19 protein-coding genes are annotated in these 20,591 nt (G+C 37.2%); 17 read left to right on the plus strand and 2 right to left on the minus strand.

What is annotated here, in order from left to right; translation table 11 throughout:
* Positions 1–53: 53 nt before the first annotated feature.
* The 7 genes from ACFYKX_RS23205 (at position 54) to yajC (ending at position 5,296) form a co-directional block, all read left to right on the plus strand.
* Positions 54–605: a BofC C-terminal domain-containing protein gene (locus ACFYKX_RS23205; protein ID WP_389364046.1), complete on the plus strand. Its 552-nt coding sequence runs from the start codon at positions 54–56 to the stop codon at positions 603–605.
* A 170-nt stretch (positions 606–775) separates the two neighbouring features.
* Complete coding sequence (ruvA, locus tag ACFYKX_RS23210; protein WP_389364048.1) at positions 776–1,387, plus strand: Holliday junction branch migration protein RuvA; 612 nt, start codon at positions 776–778, stop codon at positions 1,385–1,387.
* A 44-nt stretch (positions 1,388–1,431) separates the two neighbouring features.
* The gene (ruvB, locus tag ACFYKX_RS23215) at positions 1,432–2,433 is read left to right on the plus strand and encodes a Holliday junction branch migration DNA helicase RuvB (protein ID WP_389364050.1); all 1,002 of its coding nucleotides are present in this window, start codon (positions 1,432–1,434) and stop codon (positions 2,431–2,433) included.
* Positions 2,430–2,636 (plus strand): DUF2905 domain-containing protein, encoded by a 207-nt coding sequence (locus tag ACFYKX_RS23220; protein ID WP_389364052.1) that lies wholly within the window; start codon positions 2,430–2,432, stop codon positions 2,634–2,636. The genes ruvB and ACFYKX_RS23220 overlap by 4 nt, the downstream gene beginning before the upstream one ends.
* A gap of 128 nt (positions 2,637–2,764) precedes the next feature.
* Positions 2,765–3,793, plus strand: coding sequence for a tRNA preQ1(34) S-adenosylmethionine ribosyltransferase-isomerase QueA (gene queA, locus ACFYKX_RS23225; protein ID WP_389364054.1), 1,029 nt, complete (start codon positions 2,765–2,767; stop codon positions 3,791–3,793).
* 36 nt (positions 3,794–3,829) lie between these two features.
* A complete protein-coding gene (gene tgt / locus ACFYKX_RS23230) occupies positions 3,830–4,969 on the plus strand; it encodes a tRNA guanosine(34) transglycosylase Tgt (RefSeq protein WP_389364056.1) in 1,140 nt (379 codons plus the stop codon).
* A 63-nt stretch (positions 4,970–5,032) separates the two neighbouring features.
* The gene (yajC, locus tag ACFYKX_RS23235) at positions 5,033–5,296 is read left to right on the plus strand and encodes a preprotein translocase subunit YajC (RefSeq protein WP_389364058.1); all 264 of its coding nucleotides are present in this window, start codon (positions 5,033–5,035) and stop codon (positions 5,294–5,296) included.
* 71 nt (positions 5,297–5,367) lie between these two features.
* Here the strand turns inward: yajC and ACFYKX_RS23240 are convergent, their stop codons facing one another.
* Complete coding sequence (locus ACFYKX_RS23240; protein WP_389364060.1) at positions 5,368–5,769, minus strand: TIGR04086 family membrane protein; 402 nt, start codon at positions 5,767–5,769, stop codon at positions 5,368–5,370.
* A gap of 242 nt (positions 5,770–6,011) precedes the next feature.
* Between ACFYKX_RS23240 and ACFYKX_RS23245 the strand changes: the two genes are divergently transcribed.
* A complete protein-coding gene (locus tag ACFYKX_RS23245) occupies positions 6,012–7,301 on the plus strand; it encodes an ArsB/NhaD family transporter (protein WP_389364062.1) in 1,290 nt (429 codons plus the stop codon).
* 118 nt (positions 7,302–7,419) lie between these two features.
* A complete protein-coding gene (locus ACFYKX_RS23250; protein WP_389364064.1) occupies positions 7,420–8,058 on the plus strand; it encodes a DUF421 domain-containing protein in 639 nt (212 codons plus the stop codon).
* Positions 8,059–8,113: 55 nt separating this feature from the next.
* Here ACFYKX_RS23250 and spoVB read toward each other — a convergent pair whose 3' ends face one another.
* Complete coding sequence (gene spoVB / locus ACFYKX_RS23255; RefSeq protein ID WP_389364066.1) at positions 8,114–9,676, minus strand: stage V sporulation protein B; 1,563 nt, start codon at positions 9,674–9,676, stop codon at positions 8,114–8,116.
* 266 nt (positions 9,677–9,942) lie between these two features.
* Here spoVB and ACFYKX_RS23260 point away from each other — a divergent pair, with 266 nt between their 5' ends.
* The 8 genes from ACFYKX_RS23260 to dtd all read left to right on the plus strand — a co-directional run bounded on the left by ACFYKX_RS23260 (position 9,943) and on the right by dtd (position 20,400).
* Complete coding sequence (locus tag ACFYKX_RS23260) at positions 9,943–10,239, plus strand: post-transcriptional regulator (protein WP_389364068.1); 297 nt, start codon at positions 9,943–9,945, stop codon at positions 10,237–10,239.
* Between the two features lie 153 nt (positions 10,240–10,392).
* Positions 10,393–12,654 carry a protein translocase subunit SecDF gene (gene secDF, locus ACFYKX_RS23265; protein WP_389364069.1) on the plus strand — a complete coding sequence of 754 codons (2,262 nt, stop codon included), beginning with the start codon at positions 10,393–10,395 and terminating at the stop codon, positions 12,652–12,654.
* A gap of 228 nt (positions 12,655–12,882) precedes the next feature.
* A complete protein-coding gene (locus ACFYKX_RS23270; RefSeq protein ID WP_389364071.1) occupies positions 12,883–13,812 on the plus strand; it encodes a cation diffusion facilitator family transporter in 930 nt (309 codons plus the stop codon).
* Between the two features lie 29 nt (positions 13,813–13,841).
* On the plus strand, positions 13,842–14,159 hold the full coding sequence (locus ACFYKX_RS23275; protein ID WP_389364073.1) for a LapA family protein: 318 nt from the start codon (positions 13,842–13,844) through the stop codon (positions 14,157–14,159).
* Between the two features lie 461 nt (positions 14,160–14,620).
* A complete protein-coding gene (gene recJ, locus ACFYKX_RS23280; protein ID WP_389364075.1) occupies positions 14,621–16,984 on the plus strand; it encodes a single-stranded-DNA-specific exonuclease RecJ in 2,364 nt (787 codons plus the stop codon).
* On the plus strand, positions 16,975–17,487 hold the full coding sequence (locus ACFYKX_RS23285; protein ID WP_389364076.1) for an adenine phosphoribosyltransferase: 513 nt from the start codon (positions 16,975–16,977) through the stop codon (positions 17,485–17,487). Before recJ ends, ACFYKX_RS23285 begins: the two co-directional genes overlap by 10 nt.
* Positions 17,488–17,750: 263 nt before the next feature.
* On the plus strand, positions 17,751–19,946 hold the full coding sequence (locus ACFYKX_RS23290; protein WP_389364078.1) for a RelA/SpoT family protein: 2,196 nt from the start codon (positions 17,751–17,753) through the stop codon (positions 19,944–19,946).
* A 13-nt stretch (positions 19,947–19,959) separates the two neighbouring features.
* Complete coding sequence (dtd, locus tag ACFYKX_RS23295) at positions 19,960–20,400, plus strand: D-aminoacyl-tRNA deacylase (RefSeq protein ID WP_389364080.1); 441 nt, start codon at positions 19,960–19,962, stop codon at positions 20,398–20,400.
* Positions 20,401–20,591: the final 191 nt, after the last annotated feature.

Raw genomic sequence — 20,591 nt, forward strand, 5'->3', positions numbered from 1 at the left:
GCTGTTTTAGTTTTAAAAAATATGTTCCCATTTTACAAATGAGGTGATCAAATATGAGAACCAGATGGTTAAGATTTTCTACATTAATATTAGCATTTATGTTCTTAGAAACTGTATTCATATATAGCAATCAGGGTTCAGTTGTTTTTGCAGAAGGATCACAGGATAATTCTGAAAATGAATTTACTCCTATTGAAGTGAAGGTCATTCTAGAAAGAGTTTACTTAGATGGAGAAATTAGTCAAGAGATTGTCAAGGAAACGATTTGGTCTATGGAGGATTTCTGGGCTAAATACGAACCATGGCATTTAATAGATATGGAGGAAAAAAAGGTTGTCTTTCGTCAACAAGTGGATGACATATCTCCTTTATTAAAATCCAATGGGTATTTTGGAATAACTGAAGATGGAACGCTCACCATCTTTAACGGTAAGCCCCATAAGTACAATATTATACAATCTTTTTTCCAGATTGATGTAGGCAGGCTTGAAAGTACAAAACATGAAGAGTTAAAAAAAGGCATCCCCATTATGAACAAAAATCGATATGTGGATGTGTTAGAAACTTTTAAGAACTATACGATTCAGCAAAAACAAGCAAATTAACTAGTGGACCGAACAGTTGGTCCGCTTATTTTTTTGTTTGGACGCTATTAAACAGAATGTTGATTTCCGATATTCATTTCCTTTTAACGACCTAATGCTCTATAAAATTTACGAAAAAAATCTTATATTATGATACAATGAGGTACAGCAAAATAGAGGAGCGAAGGCATTTGTTTGAATTTATTCAAGGTAAGATTGATTTTGTTGGACCCGAGTTTATCGTAGTTGAAAACAACGGGATAGGTTATCAAGTTTCTACACCCAACCCATTTCTTTTTTCAAAAAGCTTGCATCAGACGATAAAAATATTTACATATCATTATGTAAGAGAAGATATAATGGCTTTGTATGGTTTTCAAACGAGGGAAGAGAAAACCCTTTTTACTAAATTATTAAATGTTTCGGGGATTGGTCCAAAAGGTGCTTTGGCCATTTTAGCGTCTGGAGAACCAGAACAAGTGGTACAAGCGATTGAAGATGAAGACGAAGCTTTCTTAGTTAAATTCCCTGGGGTGGGGAAAAAAACAGCACGACAAATGATATTAGACTTAAAAGGAAAGCTTCTTGATGTTGTGCCAGATTATTTTCCGAATCTCTTTTCACCAGAACAGGGTGAGAGGAATGCTGTCGCTTCTAATCATGAGTTTGAGGAAGCGATTTTGGCTCTTAAGGCATTAGGATATTCTGAAAAAGAGATTAAGAAAATAACCCCTGAATTAAAACAGGAAAAGCTTTCAACAGACGAGTACATAAAAAAGGCGTTACAAAGGCTGTTAACATAATATAACAGAAGTTCGTAAAAAGAAGATTTAAAGGGTGATGAAAAATGGAAGAAAGGATTATTGCTAGTGAAGCAGATCTTCATGACATATCCTTCGAACAAAGCTTACGTCCCCAAACCTTAAAGCAATATATTGGCCAAGATAAGGTGAAGTCGAATTTAGAGGTGTTTATAAAAGCGGCTAAACTTCGACAAGAAACATTGGATCATGTATTGTTATACGGTCCTCCTGGATTAGGAAAAACGACGCTTGCAACCATTATTGCTAATGAAATGGGAGTAAATATACGTACAACTGCAGGCCCTGCTATCGAGCGTCCAGGAGATTTAGCAGCTATATTAACAGCTTTGGAACCTGGGGATGTTCTCTTTATAGATGAGATTCACCGTCTTCCTAGGACGATAGAGGAAGTACTTTATCCGGCTATGGAAGATTTCTGCTTAGATATCGTTATTGGTAAAGGACCGAGTGCTAGGTCCGTTCGCTTGGACCTCCCACCATTTACTCTTGTAGGAGCAACAACAAGAGCTGGTTCTTTATCTGCGCCTCTTAGAGATCGATTTGGTGTTCTGAGTAGGTTGGAATACTATAAAGAAGAGCAGCTTAAAGAGATTGTAATAAGAACAGCTGACCTTTTTGATACAGTTATTGACCGTCAGGCAGCAACGGAAATAGCAAAAAGATCAAGAGGAACACCGAGGATAGCCAATAGACTGTTAAGAAGAGTTAGAGATTTTGCTCAAGTTCAGGGGAACGGTACCATTGACTTTGATATAACAGAAGAATCACTGGAACTCCTTCAAGTTGACCGCTTAGGGTTAGACCACATTGATCATAAATTGCTAAAAGGAATTATTGAAAAATTCCGTGGTGGACCAGTAGGATTAGAAACCATCGCCGCAACGATTGGGGAAGAGTCTACCACAATAGAGGATGTATACGAACCTTATCTTTTGCAAATTGGATTTTTACAACGAACACCTAGAGGAAGAATTGTCACCGATCTCGTATACCGTCATTTCCAGATGGAGGTGCCTTCAGATTGACTGGAATCTCAAAGTTATTGATGACAGTTGGGGCAATTATTTTTGTAGTGGGTTTCTTAATGCAATTCATTAATATTGGGAAGCTTCCAGGAGATATCGTGATTAAGAAAGGAAGTACAACCTTTTATTTTCCGATTGTTACTTCCATCTTACTCAGTATCATCTTATCTGCCGTTTTTTATTTTTTAGGAAGATTTCGCTAAAATGAATACCATATCCTTTAAAAGTAATCATATCTAAATCGCTTATTATGAAATTCAGTGAATTGGAAATTATAATAAGGATAGGGTCAATTAATTTTGTAATAGAAGTAAATAGATAGGGTGACATCATGAAAATAGATTTATTCGATTTTTATTTACCTGAGGAACTTATTGCACAGACTCCTCTAGAAGAACGGACAAAAAGTCGGTTGATGGTATTAAATAAAGAAAGTGGAGAAATAAAACACGAAACGTTTAGAAATATTAAAGACTATTTTAAGGCTGGAGATTGTTTAGTTTTAAATGATACAAAGGTCTTACCTGCTCGATTATTAGGAGAAAAAGAGGATACAGGGGCAAAAATAGAAGTTCTTCTTCTTAAACAAAAGGAAGGAGATACGTGGGAAACGCTTGTAAAACCTGCTAAACGTGTTAAAGAGGGAACAAAGGTCATATTTGGAAATGGCCTGTTAACCGCTACTTGTGTAGGTGAAGCAGATCATGGAGGTCGAGTGCTTGAATTTCAGTACGAAGGTATATTCTATGAAGTACTAGATCAACTAGGAGAAATGCCACTTCCCCCATACATAAAAGAACAACTAGAGGATCGCGATAGATATCAAACAGTCTACGCCAAAGAACGAGGATCTGCTGCAGCTCCTACTGCTGGACTTCACTTTACTGAGGAGCTTCTGGAAGAACTAAGGGAAATGGGTGTTCACATTGCCTTTATCACATTGCATGTTGGGCTAGGAACATTTAGGCCAGTAAGTGTAGATGATATTAATGAGCACGAGATGCATGCTGAGTTTTACCAGGTATCCAAAGGTACTGCAAGGCTTCTTAACGAAGTTCGTGAAAATGGTGGAAGAATTATCTCAGTCGGGACTACTTCTACTAGGACTCTTGAGACGATTGGCTCAGCACACAATGGGGAATTTGTAGAAGAAAATGGTTGGACAGATATCTTCATCTATCCAGGATATGAATTTAAAGCTATTGATGGGATGATTACAAATTTCCATTTACCAAAATCGACTTTGATCATGCTAATAAGTGCATTAGCAGGTCGTGAGAATGTTCTTCATGCTTATCAAACAGCCGTGGAAGAGAGATATCGTTTCTTTAGCTTTGGAGACGCTATGCTAATTATATAGATAATATTGAACGCAATGTTCAGGAGGTACAATTCATTGACAGCAATACGTTACGAATTAATAAAAACGTGTAAACAAACTGGTGCAAGACTCGGACGCGTCCACACACCACATGGTTCTTTTGAGACACCAGTTTTTATGCCAGTTGGTACATTAGCCACTGTAAAAACGATGTCACCTGAAGAATTAATACAAATGGGAGCAGGTATTATATTAAGTAATACTTATCATTTATGGCTTCGACCTGGACATGAAATTGTTCAAGAAGCTGGTGGGCTCCACAAATTCATGAATTGGGACCGCGCCATTCTAACTGATTCAGGTGGGTTCCAAGTGTTTAGTTTAAGCGAGTTCCGTAAAATAGAAGAAGAAGGGGTCCATTTCAGGAATCACTTAAACGGAGACAAGCTTTTCCTTTCTCCTGAAAAAGCAATGGAAATCCAAAATGCCCTTGGATCTGATATTATGATGGCCTTTGATGAGTGTCCACCTTTCCCAGCAACATATGAATATATGCAAAAGTCCGTTGAACGAACTTCTAGATGGGCAGAACGTTGTCTAAGTGCGCACAAACGACCGAATGATCAAGGATTGTTTGGCATTGTTCAAGGTGGAGAGTTTGAGGAACTTAGAAAACAAAGTGCTAAAGACTTAATTTCGTTAGATTTCCCTGGCTATGCAATTGGAGGCTTATCTGTTGGTGAACCAAAGGATGTTATGAACCGGGTTCTTGATTTTACAACACCTTTATTGCCAGCTGACAAGCCAAGATATTTAATGGGGGTTGGTTCTCCGGATTCGTTAATAGATGGTTCCATTAGAGGCGTAGACATGTTTGACTGTGTCCTTCCAACAAGAATTGCTCGTAATGGAACATTAATGACTAGTCATGGCCGATTGGTTATTAAGAATGCAAAATTTGCAAAGGATTTTGGCCCGATTGATGAAAATTGCGATTGTTACACTTGCCGTAATTATAGTCGTGCATATATTCGCCACTTAATTCGTTGCGATGAAACTTTCGGAATTAGACTTACAACTTACCATAATCTATATTTTCTGTTAAAATTAATGGAGCAAGTCAGACAAGCGATAAGAGAAGATCGTTTAGGGGACTTCCGAGAAGAGTTTTTTGAGCAATATGGATTTAATAAGCCAAATGCCAAAAACTTCTAAATAGGGCTTATCTGCATACAACATCAGCCCTTATATCCCTTATTTTGAAAGGAGGTTAATGACATGACAGAAATGTTAGGAACATTAGGCCCACTTATTTTAATGTTTGTGCTGTTCTACTTCTTATTAATTCGCCCTCAACAAAAGCGCCAAAAGGCAGTTCAGAAAATGCAAAATGAACTGAAAAAGGGAGATAAAGTCGTAACAATCGGCGGACTTCATGGGATCGTTGATGCGATTGATGAAGGGAAAATCGTCCTTAAGTGTGGCGATGGTAGCCGTCTTACATATGACCGTGCTGCGGTTCGTGAAGTAACTGAAGCTTAATAAAAACAAGCCAAAAAGTTAAGCGCCTTCTTTTAGAAGGCGCTTTTTACTTATGCGTGATTAGAATATTTCTATGCATTTCTAGTTTTAGAAGTTGTCATGTTGACTCCTAAAATACCACCCATCATGGCAGTCAAGATAAAGCAAGTGTGGTAGATAATTTGTTCCATATTAAATAAACGATCGTACCCTAAGTATTGGAATAAGAAAATTATGAGTGAGTACACTAACCCAGTTAATCCTCCAAGTAACCATCCTTTTTGCTTTCCTTTTCCACCAGAAATAAATCCTCCTACAAACAAAGTTACAAAGGACACAGCTGTAATAATAAATTGCAAAGAAGATTCTTGTGCCGATGTAAATCTTAAAATGAACGAGAAGATTAAGCTAGTAATAATGGCTAGTGTAAAAATGGAAATAACCCCGAAAAGAATAGCACTACCGTAGTTTTTTGACTCTTCTATTTTGTCCATCTCCCTTCAATCACCCTATTTACTGTCCCTATATAGAGCAGCTTGTTTTATCCTAGTACAAGCATATTCAAGAAAAGAAAAAATAGAATATAAATATTTTTTAGGACTAGCTTCATATGATAAATAGAATAAACTTTTTAACAAAAAAATGACTATTCTTATGACAGGAATCCTGTCTTTAAATATAGATTTTATGTGAGTTTTCATTAGAAGAAGTTTGTAAAACTGGGGAGATGGTTAAAATGACTTCAATCTTGATTTTAATCATATTTATAACAGCTTATATAGTGATAATGTCAGAAGTCATTAATAGGGGACTTGCGGCAGGGTTAGGTGGAGTCTGTATGCTCCTTGTAGGATTGTATGACATTGAGGTTGCTCTATTTGAGCATATAGATTGGAACACGATCGCACTATTATTTGCGATGATGATTATTGTTAATATTTGTAGTAAATCTGGCATATTTGAATATACGGCTATTTCCTTAGCACAACTTGTCAAGGGGAATGGACTCCTCTTATTAATTATGTTTTCCCTTTTGGCAGCAATCGGATCAGCCTTTTTAGCAAATGTTACAATCGCTATGTTGTTGGTTCCTATTCTATTTACCTTAACAAGACTTTTAAACTTGCCTCCAGTACCGTATCTAATCGCTATGATATTAGCCTGTAATATAGGTGGTACAGCAACTTTAATCGGAGATCCTCCTAATATGATGATTGGTCAAGCAGTTGATCATTTTACATTTAACTCTTTTCTTATTCACTTAAGTCCGATCGTAGCGGTTATTTTTTTAATCGTAATAGTAGGACTATCCATTCTCTATAGAAACCAATTATATGTATCTCGTGAAAAACAACTTTTGTTAGAATCATTAATTGCAAGGAAATACATTAAAAAAGATGGGGCTTTGTTAAGGTCAACAGGAGTGCTATTTGTTACTACGGCAGGGTTTGTATTACACCCATTTATTCATGTGGACTTAACAACTGTTGCATTAGCTGGTGCCTTGTTACTCATGCTGCTAACAGAGCCCTTATATGATACGGAGGAAATATTAAAACAAGTAGAGTGGGGGACATTATTTTTTTTCATCGGACTATTTCTTCTTGTTGGTGGACTAGAGGAAGCTGGATTCATTGATGAATTAGCTAGGAAGATTATATACGTGACAGAGGGGGACATGAAGACAACTACGATCTTGATTCTATGGGCAACAGGATTGTTATCTGGATTCATTGATAATATTCCTTTTGTTGCCGCAATGATTCCTATCCTACATGAGTTTAAAGAGCTTGGGATAGTCAATTTAGATCCGATGTGGTGGTCTTTAGCGCTAGGTGCCTGTCTGGGTGGAAATGGAACCTTGCTCGGCTCATCATCAAACCTAGTTATTGTAGGACTTGCATCAAAAGAAAAGGTCTATGTTCACTTTAGAGAGTTTTTACTAATAGGAATCCCAGTTGTAATTCTGTCGTTGTTTATCTCTACTATTTATATTTATTTTAGATACTTGAGAGACTTTATGTAATTTGTAATTTGGAGTATCTTTATTTATTGGTAATACCTTCCTATTATGATTCTCGTAATGGTGCTAAAAATAATTAAAGTACGATTACTAATAATGGGAAGGAGTGGAATACGCATCCATGGAAGAATATTCTCTGATTTTAATACGTACCTTATTTCTTTATGCCTTAATCATCCTTATATTTAGATTGATGGGGAAAAGGGAAATTGGTGAATTAAGTGTTCTGGATTTTGTTGTCTATATTATGATTGCTGAACTGGCAGTTGTGGCAATTGAAAATCCTAAAGATCAATTATTCCACTCAGTCCTTCCGATGCTATTAATTGTGATGATTCAAATCCTTTTTGCCTTTTTATCTCTTAAAAGCAAAAAATTTCGGGATCTTGTGGATGGGAAGCCAGCCATTATTATAAACAATGGGAAAATTGATGAGAATGAGATGCGTAAACAAAGATATAATTTTGATGATTTATTGCTTCAGTTAAGGGAAAATAATGTGCGCAATATTGGGGATGTTGAATTTGCTATCTTGGAAACCTCTGGAAAGCTTTCCGTTTTTGAGAAGGATAGGAAGGAAGGCGGCATTACCATTCCGTTAATCATTGATGGAGTTGTTCAAGAAGAAAACCTTGAGCGGATTAATAAGAATAACTTGTGGTTAAGACAACAACTAAGAAAAAGAGGCTACAAAGAAATTAAGGATATTTCTTTCTGTAGTTATCAAAATGGCCAGTTTTATATTGATGTAAGAAAATAGAAGGAGACCAGAACACATCTGATCTCCTTTTTTGGTTCTTTTAAAATATAGCAAATTATTTAAAAGCCAACATAGACAGGATATTTCCAACCTTAGGAATCCTTCTTAATTCATCTTTTCTAATTAATCCAAATAGAAGTAATAGAATCAGGTACACAACTCCGATGATTGCGGCTGCGTTTACGACCCGAATTATAACTCCCATATCAACTAATAGATTTTGGTAAGTCCAGTAGCCAGTCCAACCTGATACTCCCATGACAATAAATGATTTTAAGTACTCTCTCACATAGAAAGTAAAGGAAATTCTTTTTAAAATGGTAGCAAAATGAAGCATCGTTACTAATACAATTCCAACGACGATTCCTAGTGCGGCTCCGTTAATTCCGAAGCTAGGTTGACTAGCTAAAGCGAATATGGCGGCTGTTTTGACAATAGCTCCTATAATACTATTCGTCATGGCGGCTTTTGCCAAATCTAATGCTTGAAGGGTTGCTTGTAATGGACCCTGGTAATAGTAGAATAAAAAGAATGGAGCCATTAGTTTTATAAAAATCGCGCCACTCGTTGAACCGTACATCACTTCCATCAGGGGTTCAGCCAATACGTACAAAACAACAACAGCTAGTCCTCCTGTTAAAAATGCAAAACGTAAGGCTTGTTGCAGACGAAATTCAATCAGACCTTTATCATTCCTAGAATTTGCCTCACTGATCGCAGGAACAAGCGAAGTAGATAATGCATAAGTCACGAATGAAGGAAGGAAGAGTAAAGGCATTGCAAACCCTGTTAAAGCACCATACTGCTTCGTTGCTTCAGAAGCAATTACTCCGGCAATCGCTAAACTATGTGTAACAACGATTGGTTCGAAAAACCAAGCAATTGAACCAGTCATTCTACTCCCTAATGTAGGAATCCCTACACTCATTAGTTCTTTGAAAGTAGATTTTCCACCCTTGATTTGTGAGAAAAACTTCTTTCTGACTCTGAATTTCTTTTTAAGCTTAAAGGTTGTAAATAAATATAGGAGAGAGATTAGTTCTCCAATAACGGATGCTAACATGGCACCGGCAGCCGCATATTCAATTCCATATGGTAAAAATGCTTTGGTCATAATGGCAATTAGTGTGATGCGAGCAATTTGTTCCAAAACTTGAGAGTAGGCTGCTGGTTTCATATTTTGTCTACCTTGGAAGTAGCCTCGTAAGACAGAGGAGATTGCAACGATTGGCACAATTGGAGCAATCGCAAGTAATGGTAGCAGAATACGGTTATCCGTAAAGAGAGTCTCAGACAGTATTGGAGCTAAGAGTATTAATGCTGGTGTAAAAATAATGGATAAAGCAAACGTAGTGCCTAATGATACAACAAGAATTTTCTTTATTTTTTTAAAATCACCTTGTGCTTCTGCTTCTGCAACATTTTTTGAAATAGCTACAGGCAATCCTAGCTGAGTTACGGTGATGACAAGCATAAGAGTAGGAAATGCCATCATGTAAAGACCGACACCTTCTTCTCCTATAAAACGGGCGATAACGATCCGATTGATGAACCCTAGTATCCTTGTCACAAAGCCGGCAGCTAATAAGATTATCGTTCCTTTTAAAAACTTGGACATCCAACTCCCTGCTTTCTTAAAATGGGGTGTATATTTTTAGTTTCATAAGTCCGATTGACCGAAGACATAGAAGCCAAATTCCAAGAAGAGGTGTACAAGGTAGGGTGATAGGATCTTGAATCTTCTTCTTACTAGGAAAAATGCTTTATGAAATGGAATCAATCATTTACAATTATCTATATGCTATGAAGTGGACAAAGCATGACAAGGTTTGGACTAATAATTAATTTTATTAATAAAAGTTTCGATGAGGAGGCGGCTGAAAAATGAAAATCGGCCATGAATACGATTGTTTTCGCAACAAGGTGCAGCCTGCATTAGAATGTAAACTTGATGAATTTAGTCTATTAGGTTATGGAACCGTAAATGAACATGATTTATGGAGTTTTTTAACTAGAAAGAAATGGAGAAAACCTAAGGAAGAAATCATGCTATTTGAAATTGTCCAAGATATTCTAGGTATAAAAATTGGAGAATATATGAATTATGCAACAGTAGAAGCATTTAAATTGGATGATTTTTCCTTTGATAATGAGGAAGATAAAGCTGCCTTGCTTAAATAGTTTTCTTAATTTACCAAAAGTGTATTTGGGGATAACAAATTGACAGCTTTTCCAAACTGTTTCATAATGAGAATATTGGTTTTTAATGCTATTTGTATTGTAATCTGTTAAACAAAGTCACGGTGGCTTAATCTTAAGGAGGATTTATACATAATGGTTAAACGCGGTCGAATTGTCGCCTTTTTCCTAATCGTATTACTATTAGGCGGAGCGATAGGCGCAACAACAAATACCATCTTGAACAATATTAAGCTTGGTTTAGACCTTCAGGGTGGATTTGAAGTATTATATGAAGTTATTCCAGAAGACGGAAAAGAAGTGGATAAAGAGATACTGACTAGCACGGCAGAAGCTCTTGATCGAAGGGTTAACGCTTTAGGGGTCAATGAACCGAATATTCAAATTGAAGGAGATAACCGTATTCGTGTTCAGCTTGCCGGAGTAGATGATCAAAATAAAGCACGTGAAATGTTATCTACTGAAGCTAACCTTACATTTAGAAATGCAAATGATGAAATGATGATGGATGGAACCGACTTAGTCGAAGGTGGAGCAAAACAAACTTTCGATGAGAACGGCAAACCAAGTATTTCTTTGAAACTAAAGAGTGCAGATACTTTTAGAAAAGTTACAGAAGAAATTGTTGGGATGGCACCTAACAATCAGTTAATTATCTGGATGGATTTTGAAGAAGGTGTGGATTCATATAAGGAAGAGGTACTGAAGCCAGATCCACGATTCCTTTCTAATCCAAATGTTGATCGCGTATTTAATATGAACACCGTTTCCATTGTCGGGAACTTTACACTTGAAGAAGCAAAGACGTTATCATCCCTTTTAAACGCTGGAGCTCTTCCAGTAGAGCTTGAAGAAATTTACTCTACATCGGTAGGGGCAAAGTTCGGAGAGCAAGCGATGGAGAAGACAGTCCTTGCTGGGATCATTGGGATTGCTATTGTATTCCTATTTATGCTTTTCTTCTATCGTTTCCCTGGTTTCATTGCCATGGTTACTCTATCTGTGTACATCTATATCATCTTATTGGTATTTGATTGGATGAATGGAGTTTTAACACTCCCAGGTATTGCAGCCCTCATTCTTGGGGTAGGGATGGCCGTTGACGCAAATATCATCACGTATGAACGGATTAAAGAGGAACTGAAGGTAGGAAGAACAGTTAAAGCTGCTTTCCAAGCGGGTAGTAAGAACTCGTTATCAACTATCTTTGATGCTAATATCACAACGATTTTAGCTGCAATTGTTCTATTTGCCTATGGTACAAGCTCTGTAAAAGGGTTTGCAACGATGTTAATCCTTAGTATTTTAACAAGTTTCCTAACTGCTGTATTTGGAACTCGACTACTATTAGGACTATGGGTAAACAGCAAATTCTTGAACAAAAAGCCAACTTGGATGGGTGTTAAGCAAAGTGAAATCAAGGATATTGCTGAAAATTTTGATACGCTTGATTTACCAACAAGGTATGATAAGTATGATTTCGTTCTTCACCGTAAAAAGTTCTTTATTACCTCTGGTGTATTAATTGCGGCAGGACTCATTATATTGGCAGTGTTCCGATTAAATCTTGGAATTGATTTTGCTAGTGGAACTCGCGTCGAATTACTTAGTGCACAACCATTAACTGCACAGGAAGTTAAGCAAGAACTTGCAAAGGTCGATTTAGAGACAGAAGATATCATTATCTCTGGAGATAATAAAGAGATTGGTGTCGCACGCTTTATAGGTGTACTTGAAAAGGATAAAATTGCTGAGGTTAAAGCACATTTTACTGATGTATATGGTTCGGAACCTAACGTAAACACGGTTTCACCAACCATCGGAAAAGAGCTTGCTAAGAGTGCGGTCATCGCGGTTATTATTGCATCTATAGGGATTATTATCTATGTAACCATCCGATTTGAAGTTAAAATGGCTGTAGCCTCTGTTATAGCTTTACTACATGATGCATTCTTTATCATAGCCTTATTCAGTATTTTAAGATTGGAAGTAGACTTAACTTTTATCGCAGCGGTCTTAACAATCGTTGGATATTCCATCAATGATACAATTGTTACATTTGATAGAATTCGCGAAAACTTGCTAAAGAAAAAGCGTCTTAAAACAAAAGAGGATATTGCTGAAGTGGTAAACACTAGTTTACGTCAAACGTTAGGGCGTTCGGTTGCTACAGTTATTACAGTGGTATTTACGGTAGTAGCACTTCTAATCTTTGGAAGTGAATCAATCTTCAACTTCTCGTTTGCTCTATTAGTTGGTTTAATCGCTGGTACGTATTCCTCCTTGTTCATTGCAGCTCAACTTTGGTATGTGTGGAAATGCAAAGAACTTGATAAAAAAGGCGTTATTAACACAGTGAAAGAAAAAAGAAAAATTACTGATGAACCACAAGTATAAACCGCAGATTTTCTGCGGTTTTTATTTTTGATTTTAAAGAATCTTTCATAAAAAAATGAGCAAAACATGTTCAAAACGCTAATTTAGGTTACACTAATGAAAGGGTATTTTGGTATATTATTCTTTTATGGAAGTTATTCCTTCATGTATTTATTCACTTGTAAGTAAGTCAATAATCTAAAAAGATAGCATTTTTTTATTAAGACGAGAGGAAGGAAGAAGTAGAATTTGGAAAAAGATCAACGTTTTAAGAAGGCAGAATTTGCCGCATTAGTAGGTGTCGTTGGGAATATTATTTTAGCGGCACTTAAATGGGGAATTGGTATATATGCAAATAGTCGGGCACTTGTTGCCGATGCTGTCCATTCAGCTTCTGACGTCGCCGGTTCATTCGCAGTTTATATAGGATTAAGAGCAGCAAAGCAGCCACCAGATAAGGACCATCCATACGGACATGGGAAGGCTGAGTCAATCGCAGCCATAATTGTTGCTGTTCTTCTACTCTTAGTAGGTATAGAGATAGGGAAATCGTCCTTCGAAGCTTTCTTTCATCCGATAGAAGCACCTAAAACAATTGCCATTGTTGCAGTAGTTGTTTCAATTATTATTAAAGAATGGATGTTTCGATATAAGTATAATTTGGGTAAGAAAATAAATAGTGATGCACTTATTATAAATGCTTACGAACACCGATCTGATGTATACTCGTCCATTGCTGCACTAGTAGGAATTGGGGCCGCCATTATAGGTGGAAAGTTAGGGATAGGCTGGTTAGAGTACGCTGATCCTGTAGCCGGACTTTTAGTATCACTTCTTGTTATTAAAATGGCTTGGCACCTTGGAAAGGAATCTATTCATAATACACTCGATCATGTTCTTCACGAGGAAGATACGGTTGAGCTAAGACAAATAGTAGCATCGGTTGACCAAGTAAAGAAAATTGATGAGCTCTTAGCAAGGGAACATGGTCACTATGTAATCATAGACTTAAAGATATCCGTTGATCCTCATATGACAGTTGAGGAAGGACATAGGGTGGGAAAAAGGGTTAAGAAAAAGCTTATGGAGCAAAAAAACGTCGAGAATGTATTTGTTCATATAAACCCATATAATCCAGATGATGATATTGAACAAGAAGATGATACCTTAGAAAAGTAAAGTCCACTTTACAAAAAGGGGAGATGAATGTGAAATTTCAATGGACATTGATTTTTGGAATTATTTTCGCTTTACTAGTTGCCATCTTTGCGGTTATAAATGTTGATCCAGTAACGGTAAATTATATGTTTGGTCAAGGTGAATGGCCCTTAATTTTAGTGATATTAAGTTCTGTTCTAATGGGCGGATTAATTGTTGGATTAGTTGGCCTTTTTAGAGTATTTATGTTGCAAAGAAAAGTAAAATCTCTGCAAAAAGAAAATGAAAAACTTAAGATAGAACTTGAAACGGGCACGAAAACTACGACAGAAGAAGAAAAAGAGCAGATGCCACCCGATATACACTAGAGAAAGACCTCGTTATGTGACGAGGTTTTTTTTATTTTCTTGTTAAGAAAGTATAAGTTTTTCAATTTAGATTGGTGTCTAGCTCCAGCGCCTAGTAAACTTCACCCCATCTGGGAAAAATCAAATGATTTTTCCTTCCTTACGATAAGTCAACATCGAACGCTTTCGCTCTCCGTGTTTCCTTTATCTCATGCATAAAGAGTGAGGCGACTGCTCTGACCCGACAAGCATAAGATGGACTGCGGAGTGGCGGTGTTTGCCACATAGCAGTACAGCTTATGACTCGAGGGTCAAGGAGCCACAGCTAGATTAGTTGGGCCTCCAGTTTATACGGCGCTTAGCAAGGCGCTTGCGCCTTTCTTACTAGTCTACAGGCAAATTTTTGGTGGTATATTCAATTTTTCTTTCGTTGAAACGGTGGACAGCCTCTTGTATAATTAAAAAGCTAAGGGGTGAGCGTTATGTTAAAACCAAAGACAAGATGGATGGTTCAGCCGTCAGATGAGGAAAAAGTAAGTGCACTCGTTGAAGAGTTGAATATAACTCCTCTTGTAGCATCACTACTTGTAAATCGCGGAATGGATACCGTTGACCATGCACGGTATTTTTTATTTGATAAAGAGCAAGAATTTCACGACCCTTACTTGTTAAAGGATATGGATATTGCTGTAAATAGGATCCGTCAAGCTATTGAAAATCATGAGCCAATATTAATTTTTGGAGATTATGATGCGGATGGAGTAACGAGCACATCGGTTATGATGGTAACTCTCCAACAATTAGGTGCCAATGTTCAATTTTACATACCTAACCGTTTTACTGAAGGATATGGTCCGAATGAAGGCGCTTTTAGACATGCAGCTGAAAGTGGAATAAAGTTGATTATTACGGTTGATACAGGAATATCGGCTTTACATGAAGCAAATGTTGCGAAGGAACTTGGGATTGACCTAATTATTACTGATCACCATGAACCAGGTCCAAAGCTACCGGAAGCATTAGCGATTATACATCCGAAATTAAAAGACAGTGTCTATCCATTTAAGGATTTAGCAGGTGTAGGAGTTGCCTTAAAAGTTTCTCATGCGTTATATGGGGAAGCACCAGATCATTTGCTAGAATTTGCAGCCATTGGAACGATTGCAGATTTGGTTCCTCTTAAAGGGGAAAATCGTCTAATTGCTAAAAGAGGAATTCGTAAATTAAAAGAAACAAAGAGATTAGGAATAAAAGCTTTGTTAAAACTAACCAATGCGGAGCCATCTGCCATCGATGAGGAAACAATAGGGTTTATCATAGCTCCTAGGTTAAATGCTGTAGGTAGATTGGATAGCGCTGACCCCGCTGTTCATTTGCTACTCACTGAAGACCCTTATGAGGCCGAAACGTTAGCTGAGGAAATTGACCAGCTCAATAAAGAAAGACAGTCGATTGTTTCTGAAATAGCGGAAGACGCTTTAAAAGAAGTGGAAGAAAATTTCCCTATAGAGGACAATCCAGTCATTGTGGTAGGGAAAGAAGGTTGGAATGCTGGAGTAATCGGGATCGTCGCTTCCAAACTTGTTGAAAAGTTTTATCGCCCAGCGATTGTATTAAGCTTTGATCAGGAAAAAGGACAGGCTAAAGGTTCAGCGAGAAGCATTGCGGGCTTTGATCTTTTTAAGAATCTTTCAGAATGTAGAGAGCTATTACCTCATTTTGGTGGTCATCCAATGGCAGCCGGAATGACTTTACAGTTGGATGATGTAGCTGAACTCCGATCTAGACTTAACCAACTTGCTAAAGAACAATTGACTGAGGAAGATTTTATTCCTGTTACGACTCTTGATACGGAAGTGAACGTAGAGGATGTTCATTTAAAATCGATTGAAGAAATGCAAATGCTAGCACCTTTTGGGATGAGTAATCCTAAGCCGAAAATTTTAATCATGGAGTCTAGCATCGGCCAAATGAGAAAAATCGGGGCTGATCAAAATCATCTCAAACTTACGATTGAAGATAACGGTACTTCATTAGATGGTGTTGGTTTTGGTCTCGGACATTTATTTGACCATATTTCTCCATCCTCAAAATTATCCGTAATAGGAGAACTTTCTATAAATGAGTGGAATAATATTCGTAAGCCACAAATTTTTCTCCAAGATATAGCGGTTCAAAGCTGGCAGCTTTTTGATTATAGAGGATTAAAAAGAGTTGAAAAAGTGAAAGATATCGTTCCGACTAAAGCGAAATGGATCATGTTTAATAGAGGGACCGTAAACAAATTTACGATGATTACCCCAGAGGAGCCTATTGTTCTAGAAACGATAGACCAGGCTAGAGATCTTGACGTGAATGGTGAGCAACTTGTTCTTATTGATTTACCACAGACACAAGATATTTTAGAACAATTGATATTAAATAAGAGACCGGCAAGAATCTATACACTCTTTTACAAAGAAGACAGCGATTTCTTTAGTACTCTGCCAACTAGAGAGCATTTTAAATGGTATTATGCGTTTCTGTCTAAAAAGGCTCCATTCGATTTGAAAAAATATGGAGATGAATTAGCAAAATATCGCGGCTGGAGCAGAGAAACAATTGATTTTATGTCCGAGGTGTTTTTTGAGTTAGATTTTGTTAAAATAAACAATGGCTTTATTTCTTTAAATACTGGAGTTAACAAAAGGGATCTATCAGATTCACTTACGTATCAACAGAAACAAGCACAATATACTCTCGAAAACGAGTTACTATATTCTTCGTTCGAGCAATTAAAAAAATGGTTCGATACACGTTTTCAAGGGTCGGTCAAAATTGAGGAGGAAGTTGAAGAATGGATTTAAAACAATATGTAACAATCGTTGAAGACTGGCCAAAACCAGGTATTAGGTTTAAGGATATTACCACTTTAATGGATAACGGAGAAGCATATAAATATGCAACAGATCAAATTGTTGCTTACGCAAAAGAAAAAGATATTGACCTAGTTGTTGGGCCTGAAGCTCGTGGATTCATTATTGGCTGTCCAGTTGCATATGCGCTAGGAGTTGGATTCGCACCTGTTAGAAAAGAAGGGAAGCTTCCAAGGGAAACAGTGAAAGTAGACTATGGTCTTGAATACGGTAAGGATGTTCTAACGATCCACAAAGATGCTATTAAGCCAGGTCAAAGAGTATTAATAACGGATGACCTGTTAGCAACAGGTGGAACCATTGAAGCGACGATTAAATTAGTAGAAGAACTAGGTGGAGTTGTAGCAGGTATTGCTTTCCTAATTGAGCTTACATACCTAGATGGTCGTTCTAAGCTTGACAACCACGATATCTTAACATTAATGGAGTTCTAATAAATAGTTAAAAGAGTGCTTATAAAAAATAAGTGCTCTTTTTTTACCTTATATGGTAGTTCTTGTGCACGAATCGACAAGTTTCTCAACTTTCCTGTAAAAATAACGGCCAATCCCTTTACATATTGCTTTTTTTTTTCGATAATAGTAACAATCATTCTAATTTAATAGTTAGTAACCATTCATATATAATAAGCAAAATTAGAATGTGTTGTTTCAAGGACAATAAACCATTTTTATAAATAAGATTAAAAGGTGATTATATGGCGAACGATCAGGTTCTGACCGCCGAACAAGTCATCGACAAAACTAGAAAGTATTTAAACGATGAAAATGTGGAAATCGTCAAAAAAGCATACGATTTTGCTGCACATGCTCACCGTGAACAATATAGAAAATCAGGAGAACCGTATATTATCCATCCGATTCAGGTTGCAGGTATATTGGCTGACTTAGAAATGGATCCATCCACGGTTGCTGCTGGTTTTCTCCATGATGTTGTTGAAGATACGGATGTGACTCTGGAAGATCTCAGGGAAGCATTTGACGACGAAGTGGCTATGTTGGTCGATGGAGTGACGAAGTTAGGAAAAATTAAATATAAATCTCAAGAAGAACAGCAGGCTGAGAACCATAGAAAGATGTTCGTTGCAATGGCACAGGATATCCGTGTTATTTTAATTAAGCTCGCAGACCGTCTGCATAATATGCGAACATTAAAGCATCTTCCAGCTGAAAAGCAAAGAAGAATTTCTAATGAGACACTAGAAATCTTTGCGCCGTTAGCTCACCGTCTTGGTATTTCAAAAATTAAGTGGGAATTAGAAGATACGGCTTTAAGGTATCTAAACCCTCAGCAATACTATCGTATTGTCAACTTAATGAAGAAAAAGAGGGCTGAGCGTGAGCAGTATCTTGATGATGTTATACAAGAGGTAAGAAGTAGTCTTGAAGAGGTTACGATTAAAGCTGAAATTTCGGGTCGCCCCAAACATATTTACAGCATTTATCGGAAAATGGCGAAACAAAACAAACAGTTTAATGAGATATATGACCTATTAGCTGTAAGGATTGTAGTGAATAGTATCAAAGATTGTTACGCAGTTCTTGGGATTATTCATACTTGTTGGAAGCCAATGCCGGGTAGATTCAAAGACTATATTGCAATGCCAAAACCAAATATGTATCAGTCCTTACACACGACTGTGATTGGTCCTAAAGGGGATCCTCTTGAAGTTCAAATCCGAACGGGTGAAATGCATCAGATTGCGGAATTTGGTATTGCTGCACACTGGGCTTACAAAGAAGGAAAGTCAGTGAATGAAGGCGCGTCATTAGAGGATAAGCTTACGTGGTTCCGTGAAATACTTGAGTTCCAAGATGACACAGCAGATGCTGAAGAGTTTATGGAATCTTTAAAAATAGACCTATTCTCAGACATGGTATTTATTTTTACGCCAAAAGGTGATGTTATTGAATTGCCTTCTGGTTCGGTTCCCATTGATTTTGCTTACCGCATCCACTCTGAAATTGGCAATAAAACCATTGGGGCAAAAGTAAACGGGAAGATGGTCACCCTTGACTATAAGCTTAAAACCGGGGATATTATTGAAATCCTAACTTCAAAACATTCCTATGGACCTAGTCAAGACTGGTTAAAGCTAGCGCAAACTTCACAAGCAAAAAATAAGATTAGACAGTTCTTTAAGAAGCAACGTAGAGACGAGAATGTAGAAAAAGGAAAAGAGTTAGTAGAAAAAGAAATTCGAAACATGGATTTCGACGTAAAAGAAATTTTAACAAATGATAATGTTAGAAGAATTGCCGAGAAGTTTAATTTTGTGAACGAAGAGGATATGTACGCTGCTGTAGGTTATAACGGGATAACGGCGCTTCAAGTGGCCAATAGATTAACTGAAAAGTGGCGTAAAAAGAGAGACGCAGAACAAGAAACGACGATTACAAATGCTGTTTCTGAACTTAAAGCTTTCCCAACTTCCAAAAGACGTGAATCAGGTGTGAGGGTATCTGGTATAGATAATCTCCTAATTAGACTTTCCAGGTGCTGTAGCCCTGTTCCTGGGGATGAGATTGTAGGGTTCATTACGAAAGGTAGAGGTGTCTCCGTACACCGTGCTGACTGTACGAATATTTGTGATGACGATGTAAAAACTAGGTTAATCCCTGTTGAATGGGAAACGGCGTTGAATGATCGCAAAGAATACAATGTGGATATTGAAATCAGTGGCTATGATCGCCGAGGTCTACTGAATGAAGTCCTTCAAGCAGTTAATGAAACCAAAACAAATATATCAGCCGTTTCAGGAAAGTCAGATCGTAATAAAATGGCAACGATTAATATGTCAATAGCGATCGTTAATGTGAATCATCTGCAAAAGGTTGTCGAGAGAATTAAACAGATTCCTGACATATATGCGGTTCGTAGAATAATGAATTAAGGGTGTTTTTAGATTGAAGATTGTTGTCCAAAGAAGTAAAGCTGCAAGTGTAACGATAGAGGGAAACATAGTTGGTAAAATAACAAAGGGCTTTGTTTTATTAGTTGGTGTTACCCATGAGGATAAAGAGGAAGATGCGCAATTTTTAGCGGATAAAGTTGCAAATCTTCGTGTGTTTGAAGACGAAAATGAAAAAATGAATCTTTCTCTATTAGATGTTGGTGGAGAAATTCTATCCATTTCCCAATTTACCCTTTATGGGGATTGTAGAAAAGGGAGAAGGCCTAATTTCATGGATGCAGCTAGACCAGAACATGCTGAGAACGTGTATGATGCCTTTAATCGGTTTTTAAAGGATAAAGGATTAGTTGTCGAAACAGGACAATTCGGTGCTATGATGGATGTACAGCTCATCAATGATGGACCAGTGACATTAATATTGGAAAGTAAATAGAGAAGTAGTTGTTTTCACGGGTGCGAAAAATCGTGCCCGTTTTTTTGTATGGGGGAGTATGAGGACAAGTTAGGTATCGTGTCTAGGTTTGAGTTAAGCTAGGCATGAGCTTAGTGCTAATTTTTCAAGGATTTTGAGAATATTGTAACTAAGAAGTAAGATTAGTGCTAATTTTGCTAAAACGACATAGA

The organism is Cytobacillus spartinae (genome assembly GCF_042865285.1).
Classification (GTDB): Bacteria; Bacillota; Bacilli; order Bacillales; family Cytobacillaceae; genus Robertmurraya_A; species Robertmurraya_A spartinae.